The organism is Bacillus sp. FSL M7-1345 (genome assembly GCF_038006985.1).
In the GTDB taxonomy this organism is placed as follows: Bacteria; Bacillota; Bacilli; order Bacillales; family Bacillaceae_G; genus Bacillus_A; species Bacillus_A cereus_U.
The window spans coordinates 4,705,893-4,720,247 of sequence record NZ_JBBOWG010000001.1 but is presented as its reverse complement, the minus strand read 5'-3'; the positions used below and the strand labels follow the sequence as shown (position 1 = coordinate 4,720,247).

Sequence of the window (14,355 nt, the reverse complement as noted above, 5' to 3'; positions counted from 1 at the left end):
GTGGGAGATCAACTGCCCGTAAACGCCCGATTGGTGAAGGCTAATAATCAGTGGGGGATGAACAAAACCCCCACTGATTAAAGTTTCACTTTATTATTTTTCCTTCAAAAAAGTTCGATCCTTCAAGAATAAATTCCAGAAGAAAATGAATCCGGGTAGTAAAATTGCAATCCCGATTGCGTAAAGAATAAGAAGTGCATAGAATGTTTCGACCGTCGTAAAGCTTGTAAATACAGTTACGTCCGGATAAATGATATACGGTAAATGGGCGACGCCGTAAGCGTAGCTTGCAAATGCATATTGAGCGACGACAGCTAAAACTGCAATGCGAGGAAAGCCTAGTGTGCCATACTTCTTATTTGTCCACCAAAGGGAGGAATATCCGATAACAAATAAAATGATAGAGACTGTAAACCATGGGAATTGCTTTATTAGTCCTTGCATAAGCCAGTGTGTTTCAGGGTCCATTACAACGAGAGCGATAATAGCAGTCACGAGCGTTGCAGGACCAAGTATGATGGCATTTCTTCTATAAATTCGGTACGTATCTTCAGAACCTTGTTCCCTAGCAAAATCAGCAAGAAAGAGAGAGGATAGAAAGAGTTCCGAAGTTAGTCCAAAGAGCATATAACAATAAATAACGGGACTAGAAAGAAGTTTTCCGTAAAGGAGCACTTCTTTTCCTTCAGACATCGTAATATAGGCACCTTCTGTAACGGGCAGCACGGTAATTAATAGAGCTGGGATTAAGAGTCCCGTAATACCTGAAATAATCCGAAGAAGGTGTTGGTACTTTGGCAGGGAGTAAGCGAATACCATAAATGTACTGCGAATCGCAACGAGTACTAAAATTAACATAACTGGTACAAACATAACCGTTGCCAGGGTAAAGGCTGCTTTTGGAAAGAAACCGAGAAAAGCGACAACGACAAAGACAAGAAACGTATTTGTTACTTCCCAAGTTGGTGATAAGTACCGATTAGCAAGCTTGGCAGCAAGCGTCGGGTGTTTAGCGTATACCATGCCCCAAAAACCAGCTCCAAAATCAATAGACCCTAGTATGCTATATACGAAAATAAGAGCCCATAAGATGATGATTGCAATGCTTTCCTCATGCACGAGAATCGCCTCCTTCGTGATGTAAATCATTCTTTAACGGATGTTTCTTAAAGAATGTCCGTAGTACAAAGACTGTTAAAATACCGAGTCCAATATATAAAATGATGAATAAAACAAATAAAGGACCGACGAAATCAGCGCGTGTAGAAGCATCTACCGTGCGTTGCATGCCATAAATTGTCCATGGCTGACGACCACTACAACTAAAGATCCATCCGAATTCAATACCGAGCAACATAACGGGTCCACATGCGGCAGCTCCCCAAAGAAGCCACTTCGGTAACTCTACTCCTTTTTTTCGGTAAACAAAGTGCCAATATAAGAGGGCAATAGCTGCAACTGCAAAGGTAAAGGCAGCAGTGCCGACCATTAAGTTGAACAGTGTATGTGTGTAAAATGGTGGCCACGTTTCTTGCGGAAATTCCTTTAGACCTTTTACAACGGTGTTAGGGTCTAGTCCTACTAATAAGCTAAGCATGTTCGGAATTTCGAGTGCATAGTTTAGTTCAAGTGTGTTAGGATCCACAACCCCGCCAAGCGATAACGGAGCGTGTGATGTCGTTTCAAACAAAGCTTCAGCAGATGCTAGTTTTTCAGGTGAATGTTTATGTAAGGCAATAGCAGATTCGTGTCCTGAAAGCCACATCGTAGCACCAGTGATAAATGTAACGACAAGCCCTAACAGTAATCCTTTTTTATGGTAAGCAATTTCACGCGCACTTAAATTTTTCTTTAATAATTTAAATCCAGCGATAGAAGCGATAACAGCTGCTCCAGTTGTATAGGCTGTAATAACGACATGGAATGCACTTGTGCCAAAGCTTGGATTAAAGAAAGCTTTCCACGGATCAACGTTAAAAACTGAGCCATCTGGCCCCATTGAAAAGCCCGCAGGTGTGTTCATCCATGTATTTGCTGATGTAATAAGCACGGCGGATGCAGTGGCACCAATCATAACGAAAAATAGCGAGATTAATCTCATAACTGGAGGTAGTTTATCAGCTGCATATACATAAATAGACATGAATAAAGCCTCTAAAAAGAAGGCGAAAATCTCAATTTGAAACGGAACGGAAATAACTTGACCAACAATTTTGGCGAAACCAGGCCAAAGAAGCGAAATTTGTACACCAACAATTGTTCCAGTTGGAATTGCTACACCGAGAAGGATAGCAAAAGCCTTTGTCCATCTTTTTGCCATAATGGCATAGTCGGAATCTTTCTTCCAGTGATAGAGTATTTCACTTATAAAAATCATTAAAGAAAGCCCGACTCCAAGCGTTGCAAAGATGATGTGGAATGCTAATGAAGAACCAAAAAATGCCCTTGCTAATGTTACGGTATCCATATGTATACTCCTCTTCTTTTTTGCCATTATTTTCTGATTGAATTGGAAGATTTATTCAAAAAACTACCAAAAATATATATGTATTTAAAAAATGAGTATGGTAATATAATGTTGGAATATTCCCAAGAGAAAGAAATTAAAATTTGATAATATTTTGTTTGTTTTTTATGGCTGAATCTTTTATAATCTTTTATGCGAACGTAAGTTCTATTTCCGAGATGAAGAAGTTTATGTGAAATGGAGAGGATGTTTTATGTATCCTGAAGTCATTAAAAAGATGGCATTTTCAAGAGAGCATAGAGATTTATTATTAAAGTTGTATAATAAAGAAATTACGCGTCGTGAATATGATCGACTTGTGGAATCGCTATATAGACCTTCTAAAGAGGTTTGCGAAGGATAAGGTGGGAGAGACAATCTAACGGATTGTCTTTTTTAAATTTTCGTATGTTCTGTTAAAATTAAGGTTAGCCTTAATAGGGAGGTGAAAAGCTTGCGAAAACGTTTATATATAGGGTTTGGAGTTGTTTTCTTAATCGTATTAGTCGGAATTGTATTTTGGTCGGCTTTACAAGGAAACCGTACGGAGCATTTTATTTTAAGGCATATGGTAAATGAAAATGGGACACTTGCAACGTACCGTTTAGAGGATACAAAGACAGGAATGGGTGAAGCGAAGGGCCGTGAAGCTTTATCAGAATCGGCAGGACTATGGTTACAATATACGCTTGATAAAGATGATCAGTCACTATTTGATGAGCAAGTAAAGGTCATTCAAAATAATTTTGTACATAAGGAACACATCGTTTTATGGAAAATCTCTGAAAAGGGAGAAATGCAGTCAGCCACAAATGCACTTATAGATGATCTTCGTATTATTGAACAATTATATCGTGCTTATGAAATGTACAAGGAAGAGCGCTATAAAAACCTTGCTGACCAATTGAGCAATGCTGTACTTCGTTATAATAAAAAAGATAATTATTACGTGGATTATTATGATGCAGATGCAGGTAAACAAAATAAGTTTACAACAACATCTTACATAAATCCTCATGCATTCTCTTATATGAAAAAGTACGGAAAAATTTCTGCACAGCAGTATCAGGAAGTTGTTCAGTTTTTAGCTGATTATCCGAGAGAGGGTTGGGCATTTCCGAAAGAGTATAAAGAAGATGGTACATTTACGTACGATAAAGAAGTGAATCTTATTGATCAATCATACGTTGCTTATCATCGCAGTTTAGGCGGTCTTTCATCAGATGCTTATTTAGAATTTATAAAGAAGAAATTTCGCGAAGACGGAAAGTTATACGGACGTTATAACTTAGAAACGGGAAAACAAGCTGTGAACTATGAATCACCAGCATCTTACGGATTAACAATTTTGTACGTACTACAAACAGGTGATACAAAGTTTGCGAAGGAATTGTATGAGCGGATGACTACATTCCGAAATGATAATGTATTTAGTAGATATTATGGTGGATATGTAACAGGTGAGAATAATAATACACATATTTTCGATAACGTACTACCACTTCTAGCTGAAATTGAATTGGAGAAGAGTAAAAAATAGAGTGCCACCCTAGGGGTGGCACTTTTTTCTTATTTCTTTTCCATTACCGCAAAGTAATTGTTTTCATTATCAGCAAAATTGAATGCTCTACCAGTAGGTAAATCTACAACTTGTCCAACCGTAACATTTTTCTCAGAAAGATCTTTATACAGTTGATCTAAGTTATTAGAGAAGAACATAAGTGAAGGTGTATTTAAGTTTAATTCAGGTTGCATCTTCGCAATTAACGCCTTATCGTGAAGGACAATGCTTGTTCCAGCTTCTTTTGCCAGCGCAATTTCAATCCAGCGAAATCCTTGTCCGTTATTTTCTTCCGCAACGATTTGGAATCCTACTGTTTCTGTCCAAAATTGTACTGATTCATCTTGGTTATTTACATATAACATAATTTGTCCAATTTGATTAATCATAGGTGTCTCCTGCTTTCTTTTCTTATATGAAATACTAGTATATCAAATATATGGTTTAAATACTTTTTCATGATTTTTCCGAATGGCAATCTTCGCCCATTTCATATTTGTCGTAGGGGAAGGCCCTGTAACCCATATATGAAATGGTAGTGTACTGCAAATGACCATTGTGAATATAGAAAGTACGGCTGTTACTGAAAATAGTAATAGACTATATAATATTGTGTTTTCTTGTAGTGCAAATAGAGAAAGAAACTTTGTGCCTATATGTAAAAAGAAAAAGTGGGCTAAATAGGCGCCGTACGTATAGTTTCCGATAAATTTTAACGTTTTATATAATAAGCCTCTTCGTTTTACAATCATAATAGATAACACGTACAGTATCATAATTTCGCATACGATATATAGAAACATGGACGGTTTTAAATAAGTAGAAACGGTTAAATGAATAGAATTGGCGCCGTAAAAACTAAATAACTCATAATTGATGAATAAAAATAAGATGAAAAATAAGATTGTTATAAGCGGAATATGTTTCATGACAAATATACGCCAAGTTTGTAATGCTACAGCAGCTATTCCTCCCATGACGAAATAGAATGAGTAGAAGAAGAAGGAACGATCTGTATAATGTAAAATGGTTGAACTAGTCAGTTTCTCTCCATTAAAAATGTAGTGAGAAGAGTACCACATTAAGAAGAAATATAGACAAGCGAAAATGGTCATATATTTATATATGTCTTTTTTATTTTCTGTTCGTTTTTGAAACCAATAAAATAGTGTGCATAGTAACGGGAACAATAAGTGAATTTGGAACATCATAATAACGTACCAAAGATGAGGTGCAGCTGTTCCGAGTAATAAACTTTTTATTCCGCCTTGTAGTGTAATGACATCGTTTGTTGTTACTAGATAAAGAATAGACCAGAAGAAATAAGGGATGAGTAAATGTGTGGCTTTTTCATAAATATATTCTTTGTAAACGAGTTGCTTCGTATATTGCCGAATTAAATGGAAGCCGACGATAAATATGAATGCAGGTGCTGAAAATTTTGCAAGATTAAATAGCATGCCCATAATGAGGGATTGCTCGAGTAAGACATTTCCTTGATTCATTGTATATAATAAGGAACTTTGCAAAACGACAGCAAGAAATGCAATGCTTTGCAAAACTTTAAATTCTGGTGCGCTTTGTGTCATCGTGTACATCTCCTTTTCCATACATGATTATAGTACGGAGAAAGGATGAAAGGTGTGGAATATTTGTGAAGATTATAACAAATTTGTGGCGGGATGGAATTATATTAACGGTTTTGCTAATATATCTATCACAAATTCAAATATATCAACGATTTTTCAGATATATCGATTCACTGAAAAATAACACCAAAAAGAGGATGCTCCAACGAGCATCCTCTTTCCATATATTAAGCAAATTTATTTTTGATCCAGTTTTTACCTTCTACAAGACGAGCTGTCATTACGGCACAAGCGTTATCTCCTGTTACGTTTAACACTGTTGCAGGAGGATCGATGATTGTACTAATTGCGGCGATAATTGGCAATGCTTCTGGTGGGAATCCGTATAGAGAAACGATTAACATTTCACCAATCATACCTCCGCCCGGAATAGCACCCATTACTGTTCCTACTAATAGAGAAACAACAAGTGCAATTGCTAATGTTTTCGGTCCTTCGAATTCCATGTTGAAAATACCGAATAAGAAAGAAATTTTTAATACCCCGCCTAAAACAGATCCGTCTTTATGAAGTGTAGATCCAAGAAGGACAACTGTTTCACGAACGTCAGAAGAAATACCCATTTTCTTCGTTGCTTCTAAGTTCGCTGGAATACTTGCGGCACTACTACAAGTTGCAAGTGATGTAACTGTAGGAGAGACCATGTTCTTCCAAAATACTTGTACACCTTGTTTGCGACCTGCAAGGTACGCATAGAATGTAAAGAATACAAAGAAGTAAATAAGAGAAGCCGGATAGTATACCATTGCTGCTCGGAAGTAAGTTCCAAGAAGTTGTGGTCCGAATTCACCAACTAATGCTGCGAAGTAGGCAGCTAGTCCGATTGGAGCGTAGTACATAATGAAAGATACAACTTTCATTGAAATTTCTGCACCAGCTTGTAAGAATGTAGCGAATGGTTTCCCTTTTTCACCAACTGCTGAAGTTGCAACCCCCATTAAGATAGAGAAGAAAATAAGAGCTAGCATGTTCTCACGAGATAGTAACTTTGAAAAGTCTGATACTGTTAGGATACCGACAATTTGATCAGCAACACTAACTGCCTTTTCAGCTTTATCAGGCTGTGTTAGTTCTAATACAACACCTTGTGCTGGCGGGAATACTTTCACAATAATAATCATAAAAATAGCAGCTAAAATACTTGTAAATAAGAAAGTTCCAGCCATACTAGACATAATTTTACCGAAACGTTTTAATCCATCCATATTAGCAATAGATGACGCGATGCTAAAGAACACTAACGGTACAACAATCGTAAACATTAAGTTTAAGAAAATGTCACCAAGCGGCTTTAAAGCAACTGCATCGGCACCCATGAAATAACCAATGAAACCACCAATTAGGATAGAAGATAATAAAATAAGCGGAAAGCGATATGCCTTCATAAATATACCCTCCTATCGATTATAAAAAATCATACTGAATCATTATAGCGAGTTAGAGACTTCTTTACTAGGAAAATACGGATAGATGGAATAGCGTGAAAACCGAGAAATTTTTGTTTTTAAGCTCGGCATACAGTTAGAAATCTAGACATATATATTTGTAACCTAGTGGTGGAAAGGGCTGTATCATACCTTAGGTTTAGAAAAAGAGGGAGGGAAACAGGATGAATATTTTGCTTTGCTGTGCAGCGGGAATGTCTTCCAGTTTGATAGTTGCAAAAATGGAGAAAGCGGCACAGGCAAGGGGGATAGAGGTAAAGATTTGGGCTGTATCAGGTTCAGAAGTGCGAAATCATATCGATGATGCAGATGTACTTTTACTTGGACCGCAAGTACGTTATTTATTACCGAAAATGAAAGAATTATGTAAGGAGAAAGGAATACCTGTTGATGTCATTCAATCTGTCCATTATGGGCTTTGTAATGGAGAAGCTATCTTACAAGCAGCTTTGTCAATGAAACCATGAGGAGAGTGGGATAGATGATAAAGTTTTTAGAGAAATATGTGATGCCAGTAGCAGGAAAGGTTGCAGAGCAGAGACATTTGCAAGCGATTCGTGATGGGATTATTTTGACGATGCCTTTCTTGATTATCGGATCTTTTTTTCTAATTATTAGCGCTTTACCCATACCAGGGTATAATGATTTTATGGCAGGATTGTTTGGGGAGAGTTGGCAAAAGGCTTTGGGGTATCCAGTTAGCGCAACATTTAATATAATGTCTTTAATAGCCACTTTTGGAATCGCTTACAGACTTGGAGGATACTATAAGGTCGATGCATTAGCGGCAGGGGCGTTATCACTTGTGACATTCTTACTTGCAACTCCATTTCAAGTTGCATATATAATACCAAGTACGAAGGAAAGTGTACTTATAGAAGGGGCTATACCAGCTGTTTTAATGGGAAGCCAAGGGTTATTCGTTGCGATGATTATAGCACTTATATCTACTGAACTTTATAGATTTATTGTACAAAAAAAGCTGATTATAAAAATGCCAGAAACAGTACCGCCAGCTGTGACACGTTCATTTGCAGCACTCGTTCCAGGATTTATTGTTGTAACTGTTATTTGGATCTTGCGCTTAATGATAGAAAATACTTCTTTCGGCAGCATCCATAATATTGTGGGGAAAATTTTACAAGAACCACTTAGTGCACTTGGTGCCAGTCTTTGGGGCGCGGTAATAGCCGTTATTATTGTCCATGTACTTTGGGCGTGTGGAATTCATGGCGCTGCAATTGTTGGTGGTGTAATGAGCCCGATTTGGTTGTCGTTAATGGACCAAAACCGAATTGCTTTTCAGGCTGGGCAAGATGTACCGAATACGATTACTGCGCAGTTCTTTGACTTATGGATTTATATGGGCGGTTCTGGTGCAACACTTGCTTTAGTTGTAGGAATGTTATTATTTGCGCGAAGTCAGCAATTGAAAAGTTTAGGACGATTGTCGATTGCACCTGGTATTTTTAATATTAATGAAATGGTGACTTTCGGAATGCCGATTGTAATGAACCCACTTTTACTTATTCCATTTATATTGGTGCCAGTCGTATTAACGGTTGTTTCTTATTTCGCAATGGAATGGGGATGGGTTGCACGTCCGAGTGGAGCTGCTGTACCTTGGACTACACCTATTCTTTTTAGTGGATATTTAGGGTCAGGCGGGAAAATTTCAGGGGTTGTTTTGCAACTCGTTAACTTTGCGCTTGCATTCTTTATTTACTTGCCATTCTTAAAAATATGGGATAAACAAAAAGTAGCGGAAGAAAAGGGGGAGTAAAGAACTAAAATGGATACGATAGAGACGAAAGCTTTTCATTTAATTTTGCATGGGGGAAATGCGAGAAGCTGTTCAATGGAAGCAATTGATTGCGCAAAGCGCGGTGAATTTCAGGAAGCGGAAGCTAAACTACAAGAAGCTTTAAATGAATTGCAAGAGGCGCACCGCTTACAAACAGAGCTCATACAGAAAGAAGCTGGCGGGGAAAAGACAGAAGTTACCCTGCTGATGGTACATGCGCAAGATCATTTAATGAATGCAATTACAGTGAAGGAATTGGCGAGTGAGTTTGTAGAATTATATAGGAAGATGTGAGTAGCTGAATGAACCTTGCGTATGCAAGGTTTTTTTATGTTTTTAAAAGAGACAGTTATGACGAAAAGAGGGCCACCTATGGATGATTGTATTTAATATTTCCAGGTTTATGCTGACTTTATATTGGAAACGAAAAATAGCAAAATTCAATCATCAATTAAGATAAAGTGAAACTTTAATCAGTGGGGGTTTTGTTCATCCCCCACTGATTATTAGTTGAACCAATCGGGCGTTTACGGGCAGTGGATCTCCCACCTAACTTCTTTGCTCCAGCCGAATTTTGAGGTGGGAGTTTTACTGCCCGTTAATGCGGGGTGAATAGACTATGTATGTGTGCTTACCATCAGTGGAGTGTTATAAGTTCCACTGATGGTATTTTTATATTAACAAGCCTCCTTCTTCATGGATAAATGGGGATGATAACTAATCGATAGTAACAAATTCTCCTACACCACGAATTAATTTTTTTATATGCATACGTTCTGGTTTTAATACGCTTATTATAGAATCAATGGCTTTTTGAGGATCAACAGATATGCCGCAAGTATAACAATCAATTGCTGCGAATTTCTTTTCAGGATAAGTGTGAATAGAGAGATGGCTTTCTGACAATAAAATTAATACCGTAACTCCATATGGGTGGAATTCCTTGTTACTTACATTTAAAACATGGGCACCAGAGCGATTCGCAGCGGCAACTAAATGATGCTCTAAAAAATGAATATCATTTAATAGAGAAAAATCTACGCCCCATAAATCTACTATTATATGACGCCCAAACGTAGAATATTCCATATACTTTCCCTTCCTTGTCAAAATATTATTAGAACTTCATTTCTTGTTGATAGCAATGATGTAGAGTAAGGTCCGATTCTGAATTTAAAACGGCATTATTGCGGTGCTCTAAATGTTCTTCTTTAAATTGAAATAAAGGAGCAAGAAGAGAAGGTAATGTTCGAGGAACTGGTACTACGTATAATTGTTCAATTTGATCAAGTACAAACGAGGAGTTAGCAGCAATATGAAATCCCCAGTCAGTTCCGAAAGAAGGAACAATTATATGATAGCTTTTTACAATTAATCCGGCATGTTCAATTGTGTTACCGATACCCCAATATACAAGAGGTGCATCAGCAGGCGAATTAGATTGGCAGACAAATGCGCCATCCTCTGTTAGGAACGTAGCTATACGAGCAAAAATTTCACTTGTATATAAAGTGCTTAATAACTCTGTCGCTGGATCCGGAAAATCAATAATAATTACATCGTATAAAGAGGAAGGAGATTTCAGAAATTCTTTTGCGTCACATACATGTACATTTGCACGATCATCAAAAAATGCCTGTTGGTTTAAAGAAACTAATTCTGGAACATTGCGAGCCATCTTAATCATTTCTTCGTCTAAGTCAACGAGGTCTACATGGATAACAGTTTCATATTTTAAAACCTCTCTTAAAGCAAGACCATCGCCACCGCCTAATATGAGAACACGCTTTGGATCTATTACCTTTGACATAATCGGATGAACTAGTGCCTCATGATAGATTTGCTCATCGACGGAACTAAATTGTAGCTGTTTATCCAAATATAGACGAATATCGCTTACTTGGAGTAAGTTAATGTTTTGATAATTGCTTTTTTCTTCAAATAAACTTGTATGTTCGCCAGCTTGTATTTCTTTTAGTGAAATTTCATCCCATATATCTAAGCTGTGCGAATCTGTTGGTACTATTATTACATTTTCCGATTGTACTTGCTTATCGTCTTCGTCCTCGTCTTCATCCTCGTCTTCGTCCTGTTTATCTTGCTTATCGTGTTTATCTGGTTTGTCCTGCTTGTCTTGCTTGTCTTGTTTATCTGGTTTGTCCTGCTTGTCTTGTTTATCTGGTTTGTCTTGTTTATCTTGTTTATCTGGTTTGTCTTGCTTGTCTTGTTTATCTTGCTTGTCTTGTTTATCTTGCTTGTCTTGTTTATCTTGCTTGTCTTGTTTATCTTGCTTGTCTTGTTTATCTTGCTTGTCTTGTTTATCTTGTTTGTCTTGTTTATCTTGTTTTTCTTGTTTATCTTGTTTGTCTTGTTTACCTGGTTTACCTGGTTTGTCTTGTTTATCTTGCTTATCTTGTTTGTCTTGTTTGTCTTGTTTACCTGGTTTACCTGGTTTGTCTTGTTTATCTTGTTTGTCTTGCTTATCTTGTTTGTCTTGTTTGTCTTGTTTACCTGGTTTGTCCTGTTTATCTGGTTTGTCTTGCTTATCTTGTTTGTCCTGTTTATCTTGCTTGTCTTGTTTATCTTGCTTGTCTTGTTTATCTTGCTTGTCTTGTTTATCTTGCTTGTCTTGCTTATCTTGTTTGTCTTGTTTACCTGGTTTGTCTTGTTTGTCCTGTTTATCTTGTTTGTCTTGCGTATCTTCAGTGTCCTGTTTGTCTAGTTTATACGTGTTTGAATCTAGTTCAGAACCCTCCTCATGTTTATACCATTTATTTTGAAACTGTATTCTATAAATTTTCATTCTATTCTTTTTTCTATGCTTTGGCATTGGAATCCCCTTTCGAAATACTTTATTTTATTCTATTCTATGTAATTTAATAGAGTTTGACTGGACAATAGGTAGACGAGTGTCTTGAATAGGTATTTGTTTTTGATTTGAGTCGAAATATTATATTTTTCGTTATTATATTTTTCACGCTTTAAAAAAATTTAGTGTTTTTTGTTTTAAATACAACTAGACAACTAAACACTAATCTATTTTCATACAGTTATGTGTTAAAAGCGTGTTGTTTTATAACACACTGTGTGTTTTTCGGGTGACACACTGTTTGAAAGCGGTAACACACAAATGAATTGTTCGAAAAAACGCTGATTTTAGGCGTTTTAAAAAGTTGGCACGCTAATTGCATTAATAAATAGCGTAAAGAAAAATAAAAAACATAAATTTTTTATACCACACAAGGGGGATTTATAAATGAATATTTTATTATGTTGTTCAGCAGGGATGTCTACAAGTTTACTAGTTACAAAAATGGAAGCGGCTGCAAAAGCTCGTGGTCTAGAAGGTAAGATTTGGGCTGTATCTGGGGATGCAGTAAAAAACAATATTGATCAAGCAGATGTACTATTATTAGGACCACAAGTTCGTTACATGCTTTCTACAATGAAAACGCTTGCCGATGAGAAAAACGTTGGAGTCGATGTTATTAATCCAATGCACTACGGCATGATGAATGGAGAAGCAGTTTTAGATCACGCGTTAACACTTAAAAAATAATTAGGGGGGAAGCGAAATGCAAAAATTTATTGCATTTATGGAGAAGTATATTGTTCCTGTCGCTGGTAAAATCGGATCGCAACGTCACTTAGCTGCGATCCGTGATGGATTTATTGCAGTTATGCCACTTATTTTAGTTGGTGCACTGGCATCACTAATTAATGGTTTTCCATCTGAAGCTTTCCAAGATTTCATGAAAGGTTTGTTTGGCGAAACGTGGAAACAAGTTGGCGGTGGAATGTGGACTGGTTCTTTCGCAATTCTAGCACTCATCATAGCATTTACAACAAGTTATAATTTAGCAAAATCTTACGGCGTTGATGGTTTGTCAGCAGGTATTATTTCATTTGGTGCGTTAATTATTCTTACGCCAACAACACCGAAAGAAGGCGGATTGAACTTAGCTTGGACAGGTGCACAAGGGTTATTCGTAGCAATTATCGTGGCACTCCTTGTTACTGAAGTATTCCGTTTCTTTGTACAAAGAGAAATTACATTTAAAATGCCTGATGGAGTACCACCGGCAGTTTTAAGATCTTTCGCAGCTTTAGTTCCTGCATTTGTTATCTTAACAGCAGTTGCAGGTATTCAATTAGCAGTGAAATTAGCTGGTACAAGTGTTCATGAATTTATCTTTAATACGATTCAATTACCATTGCAAAGTTTAGCAGGGACATTACCAAGTGCAATTGTCATTGTATTCCTTGTTCATCTTCTTTGGTTCTTCGGTTTACATGGTCCAAATATCGTTGGTGGTATTATTGAGCCATTATACTTACCAGCATTAGAGAAAAATATTAATTTATTCAAAGGTGGCACATCTGCATTTGATGTTCCAAACATTGTTACAAAACCATTCTTTGATACTTTCGTATATCTTGGTGGTTCTGGTGCAACATTAGCGTTCTTAGTAGTTGTATTACTTGTAGCGAAAAGTGCACAACTACGTGGTGTATCTCGTCTATCAATTGGTCCAGGTGCATTCAACATTAACGAACCAGTAATCTTTGGTACACCAATTATTTTAAATCCAATTTTATTCTTACCGTTTATCCTAACACCAATTGTATTAGTAATTACTTCTTATACAGCTATATCTATTGGTTGGGTACCAAAAACAGTTGTGATGATTCCATGGGCAACACCACCAATTATTAGTGGTTATCTTGTAACAGGTGGACATATTTCTGGTGCGATTCTACAGTTATTCAACTTTGTAATTGCAATGGTAATCTATTATCCATTCGTTGTGTTATCTGACCGTTCAGTTGTTCGTACTGAAAAAGCAGCAGCGCAAGGAAATAACAACTCTGTACCTATGTAACATAGAGATTGTTCTCACAGATAACATTATCTGTGAGAACAATTACCTTTATATCATGTTCAAAAAGATGAGACCCATCTACAAGAACACCAAACAATCATTAATAAAATAATAATTTAATAGACATGTTCAAACTGAAGGGGTATTTAAATCGGTTGAACCATAATAGAGAGGGCGGTAATTATGATGACTACAGCAGAACAAATTCCATTCCAATTGATTTTAAATAGTGGTAATGCACGAAGCTTTGCAATGGAGGCACTTCAATTTGCCAAACAGGGGAAAATGGCGGAAGCAGATGAAGCGATGGTAAAGGCGAAAGAAGCGATTAATGAAGCGCATCATTTCCAAACAGAGCTCATACAATCAGAAGCAAGAGGGGAAAAAACAGAGATTAGTGTTCTTTTAATTCATGCACAAGATCATTTAATGAATTCTATTACAGTAAAAGAATTAGCAGCAGAATTTATTGACCTTTATAAAAAGCTAGAAGCGAAAGGGGAATAA

At 36.8% G+C, this 14,355-nt stretch carries 15 protein-coding genes; 8 read left to right on the top strand and 7 right to left on the bottom strand.

The features are described from left to right. Window positions 1-93: 93 nt before the first annotated feature. Both MHB76_RS24785 and cydA read right to left on the bottom strand, forming a co-directional pair. The gene (locus MHB76_RS24785) at window positions 94-1,119 is read right to left on the bottom strand and encodes a cytochrome d ubiquinol oxidase subunit II (RefSeq protein WP_002089640.1); all 1,026 of its coding nucleotides are present in this window, start codon (window positions 1,117-1,119) and stop codon (window positions 94-96) included. Continuing rightward, on the bottom strand, window positions 1,112-2,467 hold the full coding sequence (cydA, locus tag MHB76_RS24780) for a cytochrome ubiquinol oxidase subunit I (protein WP_078173364.1): 1,356 nt from the start codon (window positions 2,465-2,467) through the stop codon (window positions 1,112-1,114). Before cydA ends, MHB76_RS24785 begins: the two co-directional genes overlap by 8 nt. 253 nt (window positions 2,468-2,720) lie before the next feature. On the opposite strand from cydA, the gene MHB76_RS24775 reads away from it, so the two are divergent. Beyond that, window positions 2,721-2,870, top strand: a complete 150-nt coding sequence (locus MHB76_RS24775; RefSeq protein WP_002144831.1) for a hypothetical protein — start codon at window positions 2,721-2,723, stop codon at window positions 2,868-2,870. Window positions 2,871-2,960: 90 nt separating this feature from the next. After that, the gene (locus tag MHB76_RS24770; RefSeq protein ID WP_340987937.1) at window positions 2,961-4,046 is read left to right on the top strand and encodes a transcriptional regulator; all 1,086 of its coding nucleotides are present in this window, start codon (window positions 2,961-2,963) and stop codon (window positions 4,044-4,046) included. Window positions 4,047-4,075: 29 nt separating this feature from the next. Here MHB76_RS24770 and MHB76_RS24765 read toward each other — a convergent pair whose 3' ends face one another. From MHB76_RS24765 to MHB76_RS24755, 3 genes are all read right to left on the bottom strand, one after another. Continuing rightward, window positions 4,076-4,456, bottom strand: coding sequence for a VOC family protein (locus tag MHB76_RS24765; protein ID WP_002159850.1), 381 nt, complete (start codon window positions 4,454-4,456; stop codon window positions 4,076-4,078). Between the two features lie 42 nt (window positions 4,457-4,498). Beyond that, the gene (locus MHB76_RS24760) at window positions 4,499-5,656 is read right to left on the bottom strand and encodes an acyltransferase family protein (RefSeq protein ID WP_199660473.1); all 1,158 of its coding nucleotides are present in this window, start codon (window positions 5,654-5,656) and stop codon (window positions 4,499-4,501) included. Window positions 5,657-5,883: 227 nt separating this feature from the next. Then, complete coding sequence (locus MHB76_RS24755; protein ID WP_002112907.1) at window positions 5,884-7,101, bottom strand: dicarboxylate/amino acid:cation symporter; 1,218 nt, start codon at window positions 7,099-7,101, stop codon at window positions 5,884-5,886. A gap of 224 nt (window positions 7,102-7,325) precedes the next feature. Here MHB76_RS24755 and MHB76_RS24750 point away from each other — a divergent pair, with 224 nt between their 5' ends. From MHB76_RS24750 to MHB76_RS24740, 3 genes are read left to right on the top strand one after another with little or no spacing between them, the layout of a single operon-like run. Beyond that, window positions 7,326-7,628 (top strand): PTS sugar transporter subunit IIB, encoded by a 303-nt coding sequence (locus tag MHB76_RS24750; protein ID WP_078173367.1) that lies wholly within the window; start codon window positions 7,326-7,328, stop codon window positions 7,626-7,628. A gap of 14 nt (window positions 7,629-7,642) precedes the next feature. Next, window positions 7,643-8,944, top strand: coding sequence for a PTS cellobiose transporter subunit IIC (gene celB, locus MHB76_RS24745; protein WP_204208524.1), 1,302 nt, complete (start codon window positions 7,643-7,645; stop codon window positions 8,942-8,944). 9 nt (window positions 8,945-8,953) lie between these two features. After that, the gene (locus tag MHB76_RS24740; RefSeq protein ID WP_199709411.1) at window positions 8,954-9,259 is read left to right on the top strand and encodes a PTS lactose/cellobiose transporter subunit IIA; all 306 of its coding nucleotides are present in this window, start codon (window positions 8,954-8,956) and stop codon (window positions 9,257-9,259) included. Between the two features lie 423 nt (window positions 9,260-9,682). Here MHB76_RS24740 and speD read toward each other — a convergent pair whose 3' ends face one another. Next, window positions 9,683-10,054 (bottom strand): adenosylmethionine decarboxylase, encoded by a 372-nt coding sequence (gene speD, locus MHB76_RS24735; RefSeq protein WP_078173369.1) that lies wholly within the window; start codon window positions 10,052-10,054, stop codon window positions 9,683-9,685. Between the two features lie 28 nt (window positions 10,055-10,082). Further along, a complete protein-coding gene (locus tag MHB76_RS24730; RefSeq protein ID WP_340987930.1) occupies window positions 10,083-11,795 on the bottom strand; it encodes a polyamine aminopropyltransferase in 1,713 nt (570 codons plus the stop codon). A gap of 426 nt (window positions 11,796-12,221) precedes the next feature. Between MHB76_RS24730 and MHB76_RS24725 the strand changes: the two genes are divergently transcribed. The 3 genes from MHB76_RS24725 to MHB76_RS24715 all read left to right on the top strand — a co-directional run bounded on the left by MHB76_RS24725 (window position 12,222) and on the right by MHB76_RS24715 (window position 14,355). Next, on the top strand, window positions 12,222-12,524 hold the full coding sequence (locus MHB76_RS24725; protein ID WP_001023565.1) for a PTS sugar transporter subunit IIB: 303 nt from the start codon (window positions 12,222-12,224) through the stop codon (window positions 12,522-12,524). Window positions 12,525-12,540: 16 nt separating this feature from the next. After that, window positions 12,541-13,848, top strand: coding sequence for a PTS cellobiose transporter subunit IIC (celB, locus tag MHB76_RS24720; RefSeq protein ID WP_078173370.1), 1,308 nt, complete (start codon window positions 12,541-12,543; stop codon window positions 13,846-13,848). A gap of 183 nt (window positions 13,849-14,031) precedes the next feature. Further along, entirely contained in the window at window positions 14,032-14,355 is a 324-nt protein-coding gene (locus tag MHB76_RS24715; RefSeq protein ID WP_000989054.1) for a PTS lactose/cellobiose transporter subunit IIA, read from the top strand.

Coding starts and splice junctions, on each gene's coding strand:
- cydA (WP_078173364.1), bottom strand. CDS start 2,467: ATGGATACCGTAACATTAGCAAGGGCATTTTTTGGTTCTTCATTAGCA.
- MHB76_RS24775 (WP_002144831.1), top strand. CDS start 2,721: ATGTATCCTGAAGTCATTAAAAAGATGGCATTTTCAAGAGAGCATAGA.
- MHB76_RS24765 (WP_002159850.1), bottom strand. CDS start 4,456: ATGATTAATCAAATTGGACAAATTATGTTATATGTAAATAACCAAGAT.
- MHB76_RS24760 (WP_199660473.1), bottom strand. CDS start 5,656: ATGACACAAAGCGCACCAGAATTTAAAGTTTTGCAAAGCATTGCATTT.
- MHB76_RS24755 (WP_002112907.1), bottom strand. CDS start 7,101: ATGAAGGCATATCGCTTTCCGCTTATTTTATTATCTTCTATCCTAATT.
- MHB76_RS24750 (WP_078173367.1), top strand. CDS start 7,326: ATGAATATTTTGCTTTGCTGTGCAGCGGGAATGTCTTCCAGTTTGATA.
- celB (WP_204208524.1), top strand. CDS start 7,643: ATGATAAAGTTTTTAGAGAAATATGTGATGCCAGTAGCAGGAAAGGTT.
- MHB76_RS24740 (WP_199709411.1), top strand. CDS start 8,954: ATGGATACGATAGAGACGAAAGCTTTTCATTTAATTTTGCATGGGGGA.
- speD (WP_078173369.1), bottom strand. CDS start 10,054: ATGGAATATTCTACGTTTGGGCGTCATATAATAGTAGATTTATGGGGC.
- MHB76_RS24730 (WP_340987930.1), bottom strand. CDS start 11,795: ATGCCAAAGCATAGAAAAAAGAATAGAATGAAAATTTATAGAATACAG.
- MHB76_RS24725 (WP_001023565.1), top strand. CDS start 12,222: ATGAATATTTTATTATGTTGTTCAGCAGGGATGTCTACAAGTTTACTA.
- celB (WP_078173370.1), top strand. CDS start 12,541: ATGCAAAAATTTATTGCATTTATGGAGAAGTATATTGTTCCTGTCGCT.
- MHB76_RS24715 (WP_000989054.1), top strand. CDS start 14,032: ATGATGACTACAGCAGAACAAATTCCATTCCAATTGATTTTAAATAGT.